The organism is Paenibacillus sp. 276b, assembly GCF_900107875.1.
Lineage (GTDB): Bacteria > Bacillota > Bacilli > Paenibacillales > Paenibacillaceae > Paenibacillus > Paenibacillus marchantiae.
In genome coordinates, this window is record NZ_FNRR01000008.1 from 120,726 (window position 1) to 140,721 (window position 19,996).

Here is a 19,996-nt window from a genome sequence, read left to right on the forward strand (position 1 = left end):
CTAAATTCAAATAAGTTTTTGTTTACCGGCATCCCTCCCTTCAACGAAATTATTTAGAATGTCATGTAACTAGTAGGATCAACTTTCATACCATTCGTGACAATCTCAAAATGTAAGTGGTTTCCTGTTGAAACCCCCGTTGAACCCACACCTGCGATTTGCTCACCGGCTTTAACTTGTTGGTTATTTTTAACGAGGGTACTACCATCCAGTAAGTGACCATACAGCGTCTGGTAACCTCCACCATGGTCAATAATGATCGTATTTCCATACCCGCTCTTAGTACCAACAAAGGTGACTATTCCATCCATAGGTGCTTTGACTGGCGTACCTGCTGGGGCTGCTAGATCGATCCCTGAGTGCATTTTTTTCTTACCTGTCTTAGGATGTATTCTGTAACCAAAGACGCTTGAAACACGATACACACCTTGATCTACAGGATATATAGCTGATTCCCAGAGTGGAGCTGGTTTTTTATATAACTCAATAAGTGCCATTACTTTGTCTACATACCAATCCGCATGATTATACATCTTTACAGCAGCACGTGGATTTTTGTTAAAGCCATTCTTTGATAAATAATTTGCAGCAGAATATATTGCATCCTCGATGTCCCAAGGATCGGCTTTACCGTCCCCGTTCGCATCAACTCCATAACCCCCACCTATTTTTATTGTCCCTAAATTAGTGATGTCCAAAGAATCCGATACAAGTCCACCACCAATGTTATACTTCCACCCTACCCACGTTGCAGGCATAAACTGCATATGTCCAATCGCTCCAACACTCGATACCATCGTCGGGTCAGTCGAAAACGTGGTTTCCACGTTATGAATTGCAGCAAGTGCGTACCAAGGAATCTTATACTTCGCTGCAGCCGCTTTATAGATAGGTACAAATTCAGGGGGTATCTGTCCACTGACATAACTGCCTCCTTGTCCATTACCGTCACCGCTACCAGGAAATCCGACAAACAGGGGGTCGTATACTTTCGCCAGTTCAATTACAAATTCAGCGTCCTCTTCAATGAGACCATGATCAACTAAAAAAGTGACTAATCGATCTGGCGTACGAGGCGTCGACACAACCGTGCTAAGTACTTCAGCTGTGACTTTGGTGTAATTATCACTATCACCGGTCTGAACCGTTTCCGTACGGTAGTCAACATTAACAGTTTGATCATATTGATCCACATTAGTAATTAACTTTGTCTTATGTGTTTGAGTATCAACAGAGACTTGTTTCTCTTCACGCTCAGTCCCATCTTCTGCTGTCACCGTTTTGTAAGTCGTAGTCTTCGTTTCAATAGTCACCACAGTGTCCTTCCAAGTAAACCGTGGTCCTATAGCCTTATATGTTCGTTCTGGATCAGGCTTACGTGTCCTACCGTCACCTACAACTGGATCTCCAATCACACGGTCTGCTGCGGCAATAAGTGCCCATGAAATTTGGTATAAAGTTGCCTGATCAAAGGGACTCTCTTGATAAGGCACACCTTGGTTAGAGCCAAAACTATACTCCCCACTCTCACCAAGTCCATTCTCCGATAATTGAATGTATTTCTTTTGAAGCTCTTTATCCTTCTCTAAATTCCACTCAGTGTCATGTTCATCCGTTGTAAAAATGGCCATTTGACCTTTTTCTTGTTTAAAATCATCCGGAGCCCCAAAAAACAGTGAATAAATACTTAAAAAAGCGATTAAGATTAGTGCAATTACGATAATATAAGGCATTAATTTGATGATCAATTTTTTTGCGATTGCTTTTCCTAATTTGGCGAGCTTTTTCTTCAAATAATTCTTCCCGGCATTCTTACCTGCTTGAAAGAGTCCTTCTAAACTCAAGTGATCACGTCCTCAAACTAAGAAAAAATGCCTTCTCTAATTTGATAGAGAAGACATTTAATCGGTTTAGTCATTACGTTTAATGGGTTGGATATCGATCGGCCGCGGCCTACTATTTCCATCATACTGAGAAAAACCTCGGGTTTCATTATCAGACAATGGTGGTGGAGGTCCAGGATCTCCATAAGAACCCATAGGCGATGATGAAGCTACAGGAGGTGGTTGTGGTCCAGGATCGCCCTTAGAAGGTGAATGATTCGGGCCAGACATTGCATTTCTTCCTTCATCATATACTCGTTGAAGATGGTTCATATTACTCCTGTTCCTCTGATTCACCATTGGACTTCTAGGAACTGGTGGAATCATGGTTGAGTTCATTGGATTCGGAGTGTTTGAAATACTTCCAGTATTCCGCTTACCTCCTCCACCCGGGATACTTCCAAGGCCAGGATTTTGACTACTCATATTCGGTCTCCCTGGTAAGGTCGGGCTACCTTGTGCTGTAATTCCTGCACCACCTTTAGATGTTACCATGACTCCTCCCTGATCTTGGAGTGGAGTATGAACTGGTCCTGACAATTCGAGTGGTCTGTTAGTCCCTCCAGGCTGAACACCCGGGCCCGCTGGAAGGGCCAATGGAGGACTACTTCCCATAGGAAGAGCCAATGGCGCTTGGGCCATCTGCGTTTCCTGTATAGGATTTTCTGTTCTATAAGATTGATAAGATTGACTCAATCCCTTTATTCCTTTTGCAACAGCACCAGCACCCTGTTCTAGTTTAGCTACACCTTGAGAGCCTAATGCCGCACCAACAAACCCTCCTGACATACTGCCTGTAAGTGCGCTCCCTGCGATAAAGCCTGCTCCTGCTCCTGCTGCTATAGCGGATTTTCTTGCAACAGCTCCAGCTGCTTTACCTGCCATAGCTCCTCCAGTCTTGGCTAACCCCACGACCCCTCCACGAGACTCCACAAAATTCCGAAGTGGTGAAGAAGGTTGCGAAGAACCACCGCTGGGGGTCCTGCTACCACTGCTACTGTTAGCGCTTGGACCTATTCTGCTCCCTGTATTTAATTTTGTACTTCCGCCCTTTCCAGGTGCAGCTGGTGCCAAATTACTTGCTCCACCCGCCATAGTATTAAAACTTGGGCTACTGACAGGGCTCAACGCATCCGCTGTTGCTGGAGTAGCTCCAAACGAATCAGAAGGCATAATTCCGTTGTTATTAGAGGGAGGTGCATTTTTACCCCCACTGCCTTTACCTCGGAGACCTTTGACAATACCTTGGACCGCCATAGCTGTTCCCATACCAAACCCGCCACCAACGGTTCCTCCACCTTTTGCTCCAATAGGTATACGTACCAAACTCGTGATGGTAGGCATACCTACTAAAAAGACGAGAAGAATCCAAAAGCTAGGTTGTTTGGCTAGAATCGCTATAAAAATAGCATATCCTATGGCATGACCAGCTTGCGTAAACACTTGAGCCGCGAATTCACGAAACCATTCGTCCAGCACTTTCTGTGAGCCTGGAGTCGTACAACGATATAGCACCCAAGGGAAAATAACCATCAAAAAAATTAAAGTTGCTAGTCGAAGTGCGTACTGATAATTCAACATACCCACACAAAATACAATGAGAATAATCAATGCAGCTTGACCCAAACTTTTGGTTTCGGATGTCATTATGTCTAATATATTGACCTGCGTTACATCCCATCCGGTTGCCATCTTCAGACCATCAATAGCCCACAGTACAACCAAATAGTTTGCAGAGAAAACAAGCTTATACATATAGCCGCCTAGGTTTAGCCCAACGAAGTAGATCACAAACCCCTCAGACATACTATTTATACTTAATTGCCCTTGCTGTGTACCACCCTTAAACATAATCATAAAAGCCCATGCTAGAATAGAAAGTACAGCCAACCAGGCACTGACCGTTAAAAAGGAATTAAAAAAATCTACAATAATACTGAATATGGACGAATCGAAAGTATTAAAAATTAGGTTTTCTGATCCTTTAAGAAAGATTAGCTCATTTAGATCTTTAAGCCCCAGTGCCTTTCGTATAAATTCCGCGAAATTTATGATCAAACCCGCCAGTTGTCTTTCAAGATAGCCTGGATCTTCAGCCTCATCCAAGCGCTCGCCAAACACCCCATCTCTAATTTGATCCGTTGGACCATCTGCAACTTGCTCAGGAGTTGATGTTTCCGCATGAGCAAATCCGGATATTGATGGTAGCAAAATCCCGATGCTAAAAATTAACAACGCCAAAATAAGCCTCATTGAGAGACCGGTACCTTTCCTATGCAATTTCATCACGCTCCAATACCGTGTTCAACAAAATCATTCGGATTGGTAGTATAGAGCCAGTACTCATCTGGTGTAGGCTGTATACTGACGATTGTAGACTCTTCATCCACTTTCAATATCCCAACACCGGCAGGCGCTGTAAGTAAGAACCTAGCCTCTCCCTCCGCAAGTTTGAATTTACCTTGCACAGCATCAATATCAATACTCTCTTGCCTCAATAGTAGTTTTGTAGGAGCATTTTTAAGAATACCCATGCCTTCAGGAACCCGAAGGAACACTTCAAAGCCTTGTGTGACTGCACACATAGATACATTTAATTTTCTACCACGCCGGTATGCATTCTCAAGCCACTTTGCTTCTTCCGGATTCTCCATCATGAGCTGAGCCTCGTCACCAACTATCCGCTTACGTTCACTACGATTCTTTTTACCAAATCGTTCCCATACCCACTTATTAGCAACAAATGTTCCAATTGGCTTCATCCATTCCTCATCGAGGTCTGCCGTAGAAATACCAAACACTCTGGCATCACCAATGGAGAAGGTAGATTGGCCATCAAAGATAGATTTAGATTCATCCCCACTATCTCTTGTGAACAACTTGATAATCGGATGAATATGCTCTAATTTCTCATTCTGTTGCATAAGTTGATAATGATCATACAGAACTGGCATGGTTTTAATTACATACTCATTATCGACTAATTCATACAAACTTTCAGGGTTACTATTGATCTTAAAATCCTTGTAAAGTTGAATAATAGTATCATGAATCGCTACTTTGACAGTACCATTAAGAAGTTCTGGATCAACAGTTCTAATCATTTTGAAGATTACAGCTTGAACCCCTTTTGAAGCTTCTTCGATGTCTACGAATACTCTGCCATACTCATCTTCTTCTTCGCGAACATCATAAATATTAAGTTGCTGAAAATCAGCATGTTTAGGAGATAACTCCGCATAAGGCCCGTTCATCGCGAGTACGAGATTTTTGTACTCCCTCTCCGGATCAATGATCCCCGTTTTTATACCTAAAGCTGCTGATCTACGAGTTAAAACTTTAATTGCAAAAGACTTACCTGAACCTGCTCGCCCAAAAACGACCATGTGCTGATTCGCAAGTCGACGATCCCATCCGTCATAAAAAACAGGGCGACGATAATGGTCAAATCCGAGTAGAACACCTTTACGATGTGACAATCCCCCATATCCAAACAAGAAAAAGTCAGCCACATTACTACTTTCCATTTCTTTAATGTGAGGTTTAGCAATAACCTTATTACCTATCCCCACGGAATGTCGCCACGTCTCTAATTGCCGCGTGTCTGCTGCATTGAAACGAATACCCATACCAGTTAGTCTTTTGATAATGGTTCGACTCAATCTTCTTAACTTTTCAGGTTCGTTCGCTGCCACATTCAAACAAACAGAAGTGTTAAACAATTTTTCTGCATTTACACGTAAACGTCCCATCTGGCCTTCTAGGTCACTAAGCTCCTGCATCATAGAGCCGACCTTTGCCGGGTTATGTTCAGTAGTTAGCTCAGCTTGAAGTACAGCGATTCGGTTTGCGATGACGTTGATCTCGTTGCTTATCTCAGCAGGTTCCGTGGTAACAGTAATATCTACTGCTCCTTCCCCTTCTGAGAGCATAATTGGATCAAACATTCCTACAAAAGTAGTTCGCCCTGTGAACTTCAAGAACCATGAGCGTAAATACTGTGCCCCGCCAGTGTTGTCTCCAAATTCCACCCAATAGTCCGTAGCATTATTCTCTCCAGGGACTCTTTCAATGATAGATGGTGGAGCAATCAGGGCAGCTTCTTTTTTTGATATCCCCTTCTCTAGAGTAAAGTTCTGTTCTGTCTCATCCTCTAGTTCGCTTTGTTCCCTTTTTTTCTTATTGAAAAATGGTATTTTAAGCATTAAGCCACCTCGTCAGTATATGCAGATTTCCCAAACGATTGTGGTATTTGGTCATCATCAGCAATCATTTCAATCATTTCGTCTAATGTGACCAAACCTGCAATCTCTCTATTTTGTGTCCGGTATAAGTATTGTTTTACGTGTCGTTCATTCATTTCAGTAGTCATGATCCCTACCGCGTGAAACTTTGATTGTATAATCCGCATGCTATTGGTTAGCTCTTGTCTTACGGCATCTATATCTTGATCCATATTTTTTCGAGCAGCATTTTTCCTTAATAGATCGTTTATGATTGGATTAGAGGTTTCTGTTGTCAAATCAAGCAAATACCTCGCATCTGTCTCCAAAAAAACATAATACTTCCGATCCTGAATCTTATTTGCTTCAATCATCCCTAGAAAAGTCTCTTCTAATTCGTTTACATACTGCACGTCTAAGGGATCATTCGTTTCGTAAGCTTGAGATTTGAGATCCTGAAAATACCCATCTAGGTCATAAGGATGACTTTCGGATTTAAAACGCAGGGGATGCGGTATCGCATTAATGGCCTCTCTGAAAGAAATCCATATTGTTTTTTGTTCACTGGGAGATTTCAATGCAAATGATATAGGCTGGACCTCTAGCATAAACATATATCGCTCATCTTCAGTTGTTATCAATCCATCCTCGCTCAGATCCTTTACCTGAAACCAATCGCTCGCTTCTTCCTTCTTTATTTTTTTCTTTGATTTCCCCCCGAATTGGAGAAATAGCAGCGCGCCGACAATGGCGACAACCAATATAATATCCATTACTTCCACCTCTTTAATTAGCTTCATAAAATACAAATAAAGATGCCTTGAATACAAGGCATCTTTATTCGTATTTCAATTACTATTTTTTCTTATTAGCTGGTTTAGAAGCCTGTAATTTTTTTTTCGTTTCTCTACCTTTGAAATGCATTACAAGCGCAATGGCAATCAAGAGTAATCCCAAAATAATATCCACGATATTCCCCCCATTTCCTCTTTAATGATATCAAGCAGGGATGCGGCCCAAATAATAGGACCGCCCCTTTGTTTTGTCTACAAGAAACTCCGCTTACGTCTCCGGCAGAGGAGATAACCCAATAGATAATGGTGTAGTTGTTGACCCGTTGACGGGTGTGTTACATGTGCAAAAGCCAAGAAAATTACAAACGGGATCATGTGTGGTAAGTACCCTACAGTCCCGATACCAGGTATTTTAGGAAGGTATTGGATTGCTTGTAACGATAAGTAGCCTCCGGCAATCCACCAACCTACTTGAGCAAAAGATAGATTGTAGATTACTTTTGTTTTCTCCTGACTTTTGAAGGTTAATAAGTGCTGTTCTCCATACATCAAAAATACCTCCTAATTAGGTAGGGTTGCCTCCGAAGATACCATAGAACAATCCGACAATTTTATCTGCCATAATGACTAGGGCTAGTGCTCCCAATGTGTACTTAAATTTATCTTTTGCAGCTTGAATTTTAGAAGAATCTCCTGCAGCGGTCAGAAACTGGAATGCACCAATAATCAAGAAGATAGCAGCAATCCAACCAAAAACTTCTCTTACTGCTGTTGCTCCACGGTCAGCAGAATCTTTTGTCCAAGTTTGGAACGCTGTGGCGTCCTGTGGATTCAGCTTTGCCGCTGATGTTACAGTTGCAAAAGCCAGGCAAAACACTGCCACTATAACCAATTGCAACCAGAATTTTTTTGACTTAATAATGCTCATTTTCATTCCTCCATTTGTTTTTCCTAGACCCAATCTAACCTCATATAACAATTGATGCTTAAATGTTGTCACCCCCTCGAACCTATAAAAAAAACCCCCTTCAGCATGGAAGAGGGTTTAGAAATAATCTGTTCAGTTATGTAATAATTTCATGATCCTTGATAGAAAAAAACATTAAAAAGTGCCTTATCTACTTTGAACATGTCTTCTGGGGAAAATATTAAATGCTTCGAAAGCAATCTAGATTTGTCTACGGTCATTACTTGCTCACAAAGAACTGTCTGAAGACCTAGAGAACTTTCAATCAAAGCATGTGTTGGAATTGGTTTTTTCGCTTCTAACGTCATCGGAACCACATTAACAACTGGTGAAAATGTATTCCCATAGTCATTAGATACAATTAAAACAGGCCTTTCACCCTCCTGTTCGCTTCCCTCTCCGTCCGGAAGCTCAACCCAATAGGATTCCCCCCTCATAAAGAGCGTAGTAATACGCTGTAATCCCATACAGAATCTCCTTCCGGATAATAATTTATATTACAAAATACTATTAGATAGTAAGTTTTTAAAAACATTACCGAAAACCAATTGATGGATGACTAAGTAGATTAAACCAAGTCGAATTAACATATCGACTATACGATATATCCAAAAGGGCATTTTAATTCCGATCTTCTTTTTCATAGGCCAAAAAAGCATCACCCTGCCTGTTAACATGTCACCTACTATGTGTGAGATAATTCCACCGAGGATAACGTATCCCAGCATGTATAGCGGTGTCAGAACAGTTACTGCAAAAAAAATGAAAGCTGAAACAAACGCAAACAACAAAGAATGTGTTACTGTACGGTGTTCAATAGCCCAATTCAGAGGGACTGATAGTAGCAGTGTCTTTCTACCGATAAAACTTTTAGGTTCATCTATATCAGAGAGCAACGAAGAAACGGCTCCTCCCAGGACGCCTACCCATGTAGGAGATATTAAATAGCCTACAATCCCTCCAGCAATCATGTGAGTTTTAGCGTACACTACAGTGCCCCCTTCAATTGATTAATAAAATTTGAACATTTCTCTTAATAAGAGAACTTAAAGCTTTTCATGGCTTGAGGTTGATTTGTGAGGTAATAACTCTATAGGTAGGTCGCCAAGTGCTCTCCATGATTCAATTCCCTTAGTAATTCTTATTAAAGTTGGAGTTTCATTCACATGTAGATTCTTTAATACACTTTTGGCGTCCGGATCAAGTACGTCTACTGCATACACCGTAAGAGCAGATCCTTTAGTAACATATTTATCTAACAAAGGCTTGTAAGAATTACAAACGTGGCAATCATCAGAATAAAAATATACTAAGTAGTCTTTATCCTTCTGCTTATCGTATGCACTTGCATCAACGATATTAATTACATTCTTGGCTAAATTATTATTCACATCAGGCGCTATATTCTCCATAATAGAGCCACCCGGTTTAGCCACAATGCCTACAATGATTACAATTAGCGCCCCTAAAAAAATCAACGGTAAATAAACCTTCCAAATCCTACTCGTTTTCAATTACTCCACTCCATTTCTTTTGACTTTTAGTCATTATGCCGATCAATCATTGATACACAATCTAATCTTCGAAGAATAGCTTTCCAACATCTATACACCTAAATAATTGCGAATCCATAACAGTAGTATAGAAATTACTAAAGAATGAATTTGAACAACCTATGACGCTTCTCATACATTATTAAGTAACCTTATGTCTATAATTTTCAGGATGAGTAGAAATTCTGTTGTTTAATACTCTTCTTGTCATACCTCTTCTTAACAAGCAGAACATCAGTGGCATAAGTTTTTAATGCTTGTAGAATGAATTTTAGATCTCTTTCGTTTCTGCTGTCCTTAAGCCTATCATCATACTCCATAGCCCGACGATAGATATCGATTGGCACACGAAGCATGCTATTTGCCCCTTTACGAATGACCTCATAGCAATGAGTAAGAACGTTTGTATTATCTTTGTTACAAGAAGTTTGTTTAACTTCAGTTTGGGATTCAGTACTTACCAGTTCAGTCACTTTGGGTTTTTCTTCATTAGAAGGTGTTCCCTCACAAACTTCTTCGGCAGCTTTATTAATCTCGCTGTTTTCATCAATTTTAACTTCAACTTCACCTTTGCACTGACTATGTAATTTTTCAATTTCTTCTGAAGATATAGGAGACGAATCAAGCACCTTATAAACTCCAGGCAGTCCTTTGAAGAAGTGCCAGAGTTCGGCTGTGAGTTCATCGAGTTTCACAAAAATATAACCTGTAAGAACCGAGTCTATATTTAGTTTTCTGCCCTTTGGAGTCATTTTAACGACTTTCTTTACCCCCGCGAAGATCCCTTTGATCAATGAATGAAGATTTTTTACAGCAGCGTACTGATTTAATCGATCCGCTATTTCTAATTCAAATCCGTTTCTCACTTGTAATGCATACCACATGGTTATTCCTCCCGATAAAAATGATTTAAATAAATTTATTCCTTCTCATTTCCGACAGTGTTATCACGAATATGCTTTGTGAGCTTACGAAGTGCTTTACTGAAAATATCTTTCGTTACAGCTGGAGAGTATCCATACACCTTACCAATCTCATCAAAGCCCGATCCTTCTTCTAACCTCTGTTTAATGATTGCGACTTCAATCTCACTTAAAATTGAAAGGTGCTTATCATCAACCTTTTCCCCGATCGGGTAACCAATCGTTTGGATTGCAAAATTACAATGAGAAACGATCCTGCTCATGTTACGAGTGTGCAAAAGATCTTCTCTTTCTTCATCACTTAAATAATCAGCGAGACTTATTTCCTGTTGAATCCGTTTATCTTTTAGAACCTGACTTCGATTACCCTGATAACTTGCCAATAGCTCAATAGATGTTTTCAACGCACTCACCCTTTACCATCTCACTTAGTGAAAACTAAAAAAATACTTAAGCTTAGAGACTGATTTTTTTTCGATAATGCTATTCTAAAAATCACTTTTATGCTAAAATGTAATCGACGGTATACATTTTCGTATTCCAAGAAATACAAAAATCAATTGAATGAACATTCAAAGATCTCTTCAATTGTTGCATTGTAGTGATTCGCCAGTAATGCAGCCAAGATAAAAACAGGAACTTGTCTATTCTTCTCAATTTTGAGGATTGTTTGACGAGTAACTCCTATAGCTCTTGCTAATTCATCTTGCGTTTCACCGTTCTTTTTTCGAAAAGAACGAAGATTACTTTTAACAATAACTTGAATTGACGGATTAACTTCAGGCAAGGCTCTATTTAAAACTGTCAATCGTTACAATCTCCTTTCAGAACCAAAACTAATTAAATTTATGTAAGAAACAAAAACCCGTTTGGTAGACGGGAGAATTTCAAAACAACTTTCAATGCTTATATTACAGAATGTACACCAAGAGTGTCAATCATGAATTACACTTATTTTAATAAATGTATATTAAGTTTTACATTCGTTTACACAAAAGCAGTTAGGGAATATTATTAGAACCATGGCGATCATCAAATTTTGTTCAATTGGACTCTCTATTGAACTTCCTTAGATGTGTATATAATGTTTGAACCTTTGATTGAGAATAAGAAAGGTGGAAATAAAAATGACTAAAGATAAGAACTCAACAACAACTATAGATCAGGATCACCCTGCACTCCTTTCAGCACCCATAGTATTAGGACGGTACTTGAGAAAAATAAGAGAAGATAAAGGATACTCTTACCGACAGGCATCGGACGTAACTGATATTAGTCACTCTTATATCAAAAACGTTGAAAACGGTATTGATCCGCGCTCACAAAAAGAAATCATTATTCAAACAGATAAACTTCAAAAATTTGCTAGGGGTTATGAAATCCCCTATGAAACTCTGCTTGAGAAAGCCGGCATTGTTAAAAAAGCTCAGCCCGAAATCTCAGACGAGGAACGAAATGTTATCTTCATAAGTCGACTAGAGCAACTGATCGAAGAGAATTCAATTAGTATTCTGAAGTTGGCTAAGAAAACAGAGATTTCAATGGAGCAGATCACTGAAATACTTGAAGGCACCGCTAAAGCTTCAATAGAAGATATTTATAGCCTTGCAGCAGCACTGAAGGTTACGCCAGATTATCTTGCAGGTTATGCGGCAGACAAAAAAGGATTCCACCCTGACACTCCGGAACTCAACGAATTGCTCTCCTTCATCAATGGAGCTGGTGTACAACTATACGGAAAGCCTCTTTCTAAAGAGGACAAAGGTAAAATTATTGCAGCCGTAAAAGTTATTTTTTCAGATGCATCACAACGTCAAATGGAAGAAAAATAACAAGAAAGCGAGTTCCAATTGGAACTCGCTTTTTTTTGTGATTCTATACTGCTCAAAGTCCAAGATCATTCGCGGCATTCTCAGTAAATACATTCCCCATCCGGATATATCGTCTTAGTGTTTTCATTGATTTATGACGACTCTGATTTGCAATTGATCTTTCATTCGCGCCCGCTCTTGCTGCTTCAGTAACAAAACCAGCTCTTAAGCTATGACCAGAAAAGTTTACCGAATCATAACCACATAATTCCACGTATTCTTTAACTACATTTGCAATTGCTCGATCAGAGAGCCTCTTTCCAGTTAAGTGTCCGTGACGATTTACACTTTGAAATACAGGTCCACTCTTTATTTGAGAAAGTTCTATCCAGTTTTTGAATGCTATGATAGGACAAGTACGCTCGTCGCGACTTTTTGGTAGTCCAATCAGCGCAGACTCCCCCTCTTGGTCTGTCTTAGATCTTCTTAGGTTAACAACTAACCCTTCAGGCTCAATCTTTATATCCTCAACATCAATACTTACAATCTCGCTTCTTCTGAATGCTCCCAAGAAACCAATGAGTAACAAAGCTTTATCCCTGCAACTTTTAAGGCTGTTATCAATTGTGTTTGTAGCTTCTACCATTTGCTTTAACATCTTGATAGTGAGCGGGGTTTTTCCATTCTGTTTAGTTCCTAATTCTTTTCGGGTGCCAGCTAACATCAGCTTAATGGAATGTGTAATAGGTAATACTTTCTCGGCAGCCTGGTGTGCAAATTGAAGAGCATTAATCTTACGCTTGATCGTATTTGCTTTATATTCCTGTAAGACTAAATCTGATATATAACTTCCAATGCATTCTTCACTTGCTGGTAGACTTGTATAATCATGCTTAGAACACCATATTTCAAATTGAGCCCAGTCGCTTCTGTATGCAGTGTTCGTGTTACTTGAATGAGAAAGTCCGATAAGCCTTTTCCCATTTTTAATAAGAATTTCTTTCCTCACTTCAAGAGCATCATTTGGCTTGTCCTCTTGAAGTACAGCACGTACTTTTTTCATAACGATTTCCCCTTAAGCACTTTTAACTGAGTACGAAGCCATAATATTAATAATATTCCGAGAAAACTAAAAATGAAAAACATAATTGATAGGATATAGGTAATCCTAGTTAACAGAATATCTTTAATGTGTGAAGCACTCAATGAGACCCCACTGTATACCAAAACAAATAGAAGAGATCCTATAACTAAGATGATCGGAAAGAAGATCCTGGAGAAACGATACATCTGATTAAGATTCTCATGCTTGTTGTGTCGATCTCTCTCATCTAATTCTCTAACAATTAATTTTCTTAAATCTTCTTGTGATAACAAATATCCCATCCTCCCCTGCAATCTACTAATGTAAGCTTAACTGATAATTGATTAATCACAATCCAGAATAGCTGGAAAATTGAAATATTCCTCTGATAAACCTAGACTTCAAATAGCAGTAAAGTTAAGATATTAATATATTTTAACGAGATTAAAGAAGGTTGACTATGTGAAATTTAAAAATTATCGTATCTGTTGCAATGAAGCATGCGGCGTAGAATTTCATTCACTGAACAAAGAAGCTCAGTATTGTTTTAAATGTAAAAATTATCTGTTAAACCTAATGCCATTATTTCATGTCCCTTACAAAACAATGCCCTACAAAACAATGGATGAATTACGAAAATACGATTATAGTGTTTGTCACATGAAAAGATGTAGAAAGAAAGTGTTCCTAAAACAGAAATGTAAACGTTGTTACATACTCACTCAAACAAATAATACATAAAGCTATAATTTTATCAGGAGAATAGATCTGGAACATCTATTCTCTTCTACGTACATTACCTAACTTATCGAAGAATTTCACATCTCCCGTTGTTACATCTTTCAGAATCGCTTTTGCAATTTCATCTCCTTCAATAACTACCGTATCTCTTGCAAGGGTGATTACATCATAAGTAAAGTGAATTTTTGGAATTTTTAGTCGTATTGCATCATGTGCGTCGGAGTAACCATCTTCAAATTCAAACTCATGTGTCAGGTTATTATGTTCTTCCTGACCAAATATAGGTAAATCTCTGTACATATTTTGAGAATGTTTTAATTATATTCCCTCTAGCATCTTCGATCACAAGTTGGCGCAGATCTCTTTTTTTTTGTAAAATATCTGCATTGAAATCCTCACGTTTATAGTGTTTCAGAATCCATTTATCATCGAATTCTATCTCGCATCTGATATTGTCCGCTTTTATCATACTAAAAACTCCTTCAATATTCCGAATTCTCCCATTCCAGTCCTCGTGATTTGGAGGTCTCATCTCTTTCAAAGATATTCCATAATAGTCACCGAATTTCTTAGCACCACTTTGATAACCAACTTTAGTCACAAATATACCTTTGGTATTGTTACCCAAATCATGAAGAACTCCAAAAAAATCTCTTATTCTCCCTACAGAGATTTCATTAGTATAATTTTTACATTCAACAGCTACTCTATGTATACTTCCCCAACCATTTCAAATTCCCAATAAACATCGATTTGATGATTGCAACCCGAATTCCCTAGAAGTCTAACATTATGTTTAATATCAATTGTAGCTACTCCTTCAGCTCTATGAAGGGAATCGTAGATTTCCTTTGCTAATAGCTCATACTCCAAATGTTCATTTACGCTCACGTTATCTAATCCCTCTTTCTTCATGCTCTTTATTACCATTGTATCATCAAAGTATAATTGATAAAGATTGTTGTACGCACACTCAAAATACTAACTTAGGGTTAGCAGTTTTAAGATACATGTGACTATAATTCAGGTGATTATTTCGCTAACCTTCCGTTTTTCTGATTAATGGCTTTTAAATAAGGACAATTTGAATAATTCTATATCGAAATGTGATGGAAATAGATGTGTAATCAATAACTTGTGCCTAAAGGGTATATTTAAAAAATTAATGGTCATCATACATAAGAGAGCTAAATTTTGAGACACAATTTCGTATAGAGTATATCTGTTCAACATCGGCTAAATAATATGGTAGGAAAAATACATTACATCTCCTCCCTCTTTTTCGCATATTCAATATGTATACTATAGCAGATCCTAGCTTCCGATAACGATACACTTATCGGAAGCTAGGATCGTTGTTTGTTTTCCATAGTATTTATCATGAATTCATGATAAAGTTAACTTAATTATAAATGTTAACACGTTAACATCCTTTATTTTCAGGCTTTTTAATGTTAACAAAATTGGAGGAAAATTTAATGGCTGAGGAAAAAATAAAAGGGTTTAGAATGTCACAGGATGCGCTAAATATTGTTAATGATCGGATCGCCGCGTCCGGGATGGATGCATATGACTGGTTAGAATCTTTAATGTCACTAGAAACAGTTCACCAAATGCGCAAAAAAGATCCTGCAGTTGAGTATGATCTGAAGGATTTCGAAAAACATATGAATGTGATATACCATATCTTAATTCGGATGTATCACCGTGGCGCTGACACTGTAGATGACATTAAGGAACAGACAGAGAGAGAAAAGTCTCTTATTGAAGAAAAGCTTGAGGAATTAGCGAATAAACTATCTTTAACTCAAAAGAAACTCCATGAAAAAGAGGAAGAGTTAGCTCTAGTCCAGGAAAGTAACGATCAATTAACTGCTAACATAGAGCAGATCCAAAGATCACTGCGTCTGTTAGAAGAATTGAATCAGTTCACTTCAGTAGAAAACCAAAAATTGAAGAAAACTATTGATAAACAAGAGGATGCTGTAAAAGTTGCAGAAGAATTGAGATTTAAAATTAATGAGATAAATAATCTCCATGAAGAAGAGATGAGTAAGCAGTTACAGTTGTTTAACACTGTGAATACTGAGTTAGAGCAGGCAAACCAAAAATATGAGAGTCTTCAAGTACTCGCAAAAGAGGAGGCTGTTAAAAAGGAGGCGGACCATAAAAGGGAGCTAGAATTACTGAGTAAAGAAATCGAAACCAAAGCTAAAGAGGTTCTCCTAGATGAAAAAGCTAAGTGGCATGAAAAAATGAATCAGGAAATTAGTGAATTAAATACCCAAAATACTAATACTATTTCTAAGTTAATTCTAGAATTATCCCAACCTAAAGATCAGAATCTAAAACAAGATAATTAATCTTTGTTAAAAAATATAATTCAAGACTGAACAAATGAGTCGCTCTATCCCCCTTCGATACTGGTTACCTAATTCTCAACCTTAAAAAAAGCTCCCAGATGTGGGCTTTTTTTAGAAATAGTTTATGACCTTACAAATCTATAAATGTTAGCTTCATTTCAAATCGGCCTGTAGTGACATCATTGTTTTCATGCGTAATATCATTACTGCTCTTCAGCTCGTGTCATGTTCCACGCGGAAGCAAAGTACGTAACATATATTCCTTTGTAAGCGCGTTTTCTTCAATATTGCAATGTCACCTTGAGACCATACCGGGATCTCTGACGCATCTTTCCATGGAGATGAATGAATTGAATCATCGAGATCCACCTGAATTCTGTTGAATTGGTTTCAACGTTTGGGTGACCATCATATGCATGCGTACGCTCATTCAGATGCTGTTCTCCGCTCCTTACAAGGTTCATACCTACAAACGGACGTTCTCATGTCAAGAAGCTCAGAACGTCTCATATTCTGTCATATGAGAGCAAAAGAAAAAGCACCCCGAAGGATGCTGTACTCAACCATCATTTTTAGGATATTTCCATATAGCTACAAAGTTAGAAAGGGCCTCGAATATAGACAGAACAACTACAAAGCATTGCGATATGGAAAGAGCTTCGGGCACCCCAGCATGAAGCCTGCCATCACTGTAAGTTACAAAGTATGCACCACATGCTAATAACAAATAACCTAAAAATTTCACCACACTCAGACCTCTGTTAAAAAAATCAGACTTAACATTGAAGACTACTCTCGCAATGATAACCACTAACAGAATAAGACCTAAAAATTCAAAGCTTTTTAATAAGATGTTGTTGAATGATTCAATTGGTATCTCCTTGGAATCCACTCTTATAATCCCCTCTTCTATTTATTTGAATAGGGAAATATTAACTCTTTAGGACAAACAGGTCTACTGCAAAACTGTTTTACCACGTCGAAGCGACCCTATACACAAACTATGCATTTCTCCGGCTGCTCGTTGGGGCGAATGCGTATCTTCTTCCGTCTTCTGCTGATCACTTCAATTCCTCCAATAAAAAAAGCCGATCCAGTGAAGGAACGACTTTGGCTGTGAAATGTATGATTTTGGCTAATCAAATTACGATTTCTGACTATAAAGTGACGCTTTTGGCGATTCGTGTGACACTTCCTTACATTTGATAGATCATTCGCGAGGTTGATATGAATCATTAACATGCAATTTCTCGGGGATGATTCGTAACCGGTTTGTTCACTACATACAAAGAACAGGCCTCCCGACGCCAATATTTCCGGAACCGGCATACTGGGAACTGCTGTCTCTGAGAGGTTGAGATAAAAACATCCGTAATGGAATCAGGCTTAGTCATAACAACCGTCTGATCTTTCACTACGACCCGACATCCCTCTGGACCACAGTAGTTGCATGCAGCTGGTGTAGTATCAAAAGGAGGTGACGTGACTGGTGAATCAATTTGACTTTCACTTTTACTAACACAGTTGACGGGGAGGTCGATCCACTCGGTGGTGTTAGTGTGCCGGTATTCGTACACAGCCCAGGTGTCGTAGCACGGTAGTCCAAGCTTGCTATGTCCCGATTCACGGAGGCGCTATTCCACGCAACACTACTATGTGTCACCCCCGTTAGTATAGTGATTCTTTGTCCGCTGCAGCCTTGCCTACACATTCGCTTTAAGCTCAGCAAGATTCGTTGATCCGGTTGGCGGTGTCGACGACGCTTATTTAGCCAGGCGTTGAAGCCACTATGCTCCTAAACTGCCAAACCCCATTTAACAGATGCAGTAGACCGGCTTACCACTGCCCAGCGTAACTCCCATGCTTTGCGCCAATTTCAAATCGGATGAAGTATAGTTCCGTCGTTACTTCAACATCTGTTAAAGCATCCACAGTCATAATGGTCCTAGAATCCACGATTACATTTACGGTTGCTACTGTTCAAGGGAATTCGTTGAACCATAAGGCACAATTATCTTTACTAAGAACGTATATGTCCATGGCTGTGTTTCATCTTATGCAGGAATAATGCCCACGTGCTGGTACATCCGCTCTTTTCGTCTCTCAGGTAACTTAGCGTCTCATAGACGCACCCAGGCAAACAGACATTACTCAGTACGACCCGTTGGGGACATGGACGTCCAACAAAGCTTCCACTGAAAAAATCGTCGGAGATACAATGAGCACGTTGACGCTCACCGTTATCTTATTCGAGGTTTGCCAAACCTTCAGATTAGCTAAGGTACCCGCAGTCACATACGTACCAGGTTGGTTACCATTATATGATGGCGAACCCGGGCTCTGGCCGCTTTTACCTGCCTAGAACGTGTTCCAGTCCAATCTTATTTTCTAGCACGTCAATTCAAATTCGCCATTGTTCAATCACCTCGATTATTGATTAAACAAATTGAGGCATTTATTTTTTGAACACTCTCACAACTCTTTATTCAGTTTTTACATCTGCTATCATCTATAACACTAATGTGAGTTCCACAAGAACATCTTCCATTGCCACTATTCTTAATTACGACCGTCTTATGACATAATGGGCATTTCACATACATAGATTGAATCCCCCTTCTTAGTTTAAATTTCGCCTAATGAGCTCAGCAAAAATTGTTTAAAGAAAATTTATCCAGGTTATTACTAAAAAAGAAATAAAAAAAGAAACATTTTACATTTTTCTTCGTCTATATTATACGGATAGCAATTATGGGGAACTCCCCTCTAAAATCGCATCTCAAACTTAAGGAGTTGTAAACAAATGAAATACACAGCCGTTTTATTAACAACTGCAATTATTTTAGGAAGTTTTAGTACTCTATCGGTGGCATCAGCTTCAAATCAAATGGACAGACAAGTAAGCAAAATATCTGCCAAATCTACATTAGTCAATAAAAACACGTATCAAAGCGTGAGTAAATTTAAAAAGAATGTCAGCTCGACTAAAATTTCTTGGTCTGGTAAGAATGTATCTTTAACTGCCAACACGAGTGAGCGAGAAAATGTCCCAACTTTCGAACAAACCGTAATTGATTCAATTGTAATAATACAGGGAGAAAAGACGTACACCTTAGAAACTGATAAATATGAAGACAAATTACTGGATATTAGTAGCGTTTCAGCATCTGAATCAAACAGTTGGCTTGCTATACAAGCAAATCGCAGTTCAGGAAACACACTAATCTTAATGGATCTTAAAACGGGTAAAACAACAATTTTAAATGATCGTTTATTAAAAGCAGGTAAAAAGGGTATAGAAACAGTTACTTCTTATAATTGGTCTCCAAAATCAGAACAAATTGCTTTTGCTTACGGAGATACAGAGAAAAGTTCGTTAGCCATTTACAACCCTAAAGATGATACTTTTGTATATCTTCCTAGAGCAACAAATTATATCAGTACGGGAATTATTCTCTGGCAGAAAAACGGAAGAACCTTGGACTATATTTGCGAATACCCAGCAGATAATAGGATTCTATATCGCTACAATCTGGAAAGTAAAAAAGTAAAACCAGTAAAAAAAATAAGCAAAAACGAGTTTAAAGAATGGTTCAAGCTAGATAAATATCCAACTCCGTAAAATAAAAAGGGCGGAGTATACCCGCCCTTTTT

19 protein-coding genes are annotated in these 19,996 nt (G+C 38.8%); 3 read left to right on the plus strand and 16 right to left on the minus strand.

Annotation, left to right across the window (positions count from 1 at the left end; genetic code table 11):
* Positions 1-53 precede the first annotated feature (53 nt).
* From BLV50_RS27515 to BLV50_RS27570, 11 genes are all read right to left on the minus strand, one after another.
* Positions 54-1,844: a peptidoglycan DD-metalloendopeptidase family protein gene (locus tag BLV50_RS27515; protein WP_090811030.1), complete on the minus strand. Its 1,791-nt coding sequence runs from the start codon at positions 1,842-1,844 to the stop codon at positions 54-56.
* A 66-nt stretch (positions 1,845-1,910) separates the two neighbouring features.
* Entirely contained in the window at positions 1,911-4,136 is a 2,226-nt protein-coding gene (locus BLV50_RS27520) for a hypothetical protein (RefSeq protein WP_218135436.1), read from the minus strand.
* A 32-nt stretch (positions 4,137-4,168) separates the two neighbouring features.
* Positions 4,169-6,088 (minus strand): VirB4 family type IV secretion system protein, encoded by a 1,920-nt coding sequence (locus tag BLV50_RS27525; protein WP_079696844.1) that lies wholly within the window; start codon positions 6,086-6,088, stop codon positions 4,169-4,171.
* The gene (locus BLV50_RS27530; RefSeq protein ID WP_079696843.1) at positions 6,088-6,879 is read right to left on the minus strand and encodes a hypothetical protein; all 792 of its coding nucleotides are present in this window, start codon (positions 6,877-6,879) and stop codon (positions 6,088-6,090) included. The genes BLV50_RS27525 and BLV50_RS27530 overlap by 1 nt, the downstream gene beginning before the upstream one ends.
* A gap of 586 nt (positions 6,880-7,465) precedes the next feature.
* Positions 7,466-7,828, minus strand: coding sequence for a hypothetical protein (locus BLV50_RS27540; protein WP_079696841.1), 363 nt, complete (start codon positions 7,826-7,828; stop codon positions 7,466-7,468).
* Between the two features lie 149 nt (positions 7,829-7,977).
* Positions 7,978-8,334, minus strand: a complete 357-nt coding sequence (locus BLV50_RS27545; protein WP_079696840.1) for a type II toxin-antitoxin system PemK/MazF family toxin — start codon at positions 8,332-8,334, stop codon at positions 7,978-7,980.
* A gap of 30 nt (positions 8,335-8,364) precedes the next feature.
* Positions 8,365-8,856: a metal-dependent hydrolase gene (locus tag BLV50_RS27550; RefSeq protein ID WP_090811034.1), complete on the minus strand. Its 492-nt coding sequence runs from the start codon at positions 8,854-8,856 to the stop codon at positions 8,365-8,367.
* Positions 8,857-8,913: 57 nt separating this feature from the next.
* Positions 8,914-9,381, minus strand: a complete 468-nt coding sequence (locus tag BLV50_RS27555; protein ID WP_079696838.1) for a thioredoxin family protein — start codon at positions 9,379-9,381, stop codon at positions 8,914-8,916.
* Between the two features lie 206 nt (positions 9,382-9,587).
* Positions 9,588-10,304, minus strand: a complete 717-nt coding sequence (locus BLV50_RS27560) for a transcription termination/antitermination NusG family protein (protein WP_090811036.1) — start codon at positions 10,302-10,304, stop codon at positions 9,588-9,590.
* 35 nt (positions 10,305-10,339) lie between these two features.
* Positions 10,340-10,747: a hypothetical protein gene (locus tag BLV50_RS27565; protein ID WP_079696836.1), complete on the minus strand. Its 408-nt coding sequence runs from the start codon at positions 10,745-10,747 to the stop codon at positions 10,340-10,342.
* A gap of 152 nt (positions 10,748-10,899) precedes the next feature.
* The gene (locus BLV50_RS27570) at positions 10,900-11,151 is read right to left on the minus strand and encodes a helix-turn-helix transcriptional regulator (protein WP_256338061.1); all 252 of its coding nucleotides are present in this window, start codon (positions 11,149-11,151) and stop codon (positions 10,900-10,902) included.
* A 319-nt stretch (positions 11,152-11,470) separates the two neighbouring features.
* On the opposite strand from BLV50_RS27570, the gene BLV50_RS27575 reads away from it, so the two are divergent.
* Positions 11,471-12,175, plus strand: coding sequence for a helix-turn-helix transcriptional regulator (locus tag BLV50_RS27575; protein WP_079696835.1), 705 nt, complete (start codon positions 11,471-11,473; stop codon positions 12,173-12,175).
* A gap of 52 nt (positions 12,176-12,227) precedes the next feature.
* Here BLV50_RS27575 and BLV50_RS27580 read toward each other — a convergent pair whose 3' ends face one another.
* The 4 genes from BLV50_RS27580 to BLV50_RS33215 all read right to left on the minus strand — a co-directional run bounded on the left by BLV50_RS27580 (position 12,228) and on the right by BLV50_RS33215 (position 14,894).
* The gene (locus BLV50_RS27580) at positions 12,228-13,217 is read right to left on the minus strand and encodes a tyrosine-type recombinase/integrase (protein ID WP_079696834.1); all 990 of its coding nucleotides are present in this window, start codon (positions 13,215-13,217) and stop codon (positions 12,228-12,230) included.
* Between the two features lie 798 nt (positions 13,218-14,015).
* Positions 14,016-14,279, minus strand: coding sequence for a hypothetical protein (locus BLV50_RS27590; RefSeq protein ID WP_090811040.1), 264 nt, complete (start codon positions 14,277-14,279; stop codon positions 14,016-14,018).
* A complete protein-coding gene (locus tag BLV50_RS27595) occupies positions 14,239-14,694 on the minus strand; it encodes a restriction endonuclease (RefSeq protein WP_079696831.1) in 456 nt (151 codons plus the stop codon). Before BLV50_RS27595 ends, BLV50_RS27590 begins: the two co-directional genes overlap by 41 nt.
* On the minus strand, positions 14,682-14,894 hold the full coding sequence (locus tag BLV50_RS33215) for a hypothetical protein (protein ID WP_079696830.1): 213 nt from the start codon (positions 14,892-14,894) through the stop codon (positions 14,682-14,684). Before BLV50_RS33215 ends, BLV50_RS27595 begins: the two co-directional genes overlap by 13 nt.
* A 563-nt stretch (positions 14,895-15,457) precedes the next feature.
* On the opposite strand from BLV50_RS33215, the gene BLV50_RS27605 reads away from it, so the two are divergent.
* Positions 15,458-16,342, plus strand: coding sequence for a coiled-coil domain-containing protein (locus tag BLV50_RS27605; RefSeq protein WP_090811046.1), 885 nt, complete (start codon positions 15,458-15,460; stop codon positions 16,340-16,342).
* A gap of 559 nt (positions 16,343-16,901) precedes the next feature.
* Here the strand turns inward: BLV50_RS27605 and BLV50_RS27615 are convergent.
* Positions 16,902-17,234, minus strand: a complete 333-nt coding sequence (locus BLV50_RS27615) for a hypothetical protein (RefSeq protein WP_090811048.1) — start codon at positions 17,232-17,234, stop codon at positions 16,902-16,904.
* A 1,911-nt stretch (positions 17,235-19,145) separates the two neighbouring features.
* Between BLV50_RS27615 and BLV50_RS27620 the strand changes: the two genes are divergently transcribed.
* Complete coding sequence (locus BLV50_RS27620; protein WP_079696826.1) at positions 19,146-19,964, plus strand: hypothetical protein; 819 nt, start codon at positions 19,146-19,148, stop codon at positions 19,962-19,964.
* The last annotated feature ends 32 nt before the right edge of the window (positions 19,965-19,996 follow it).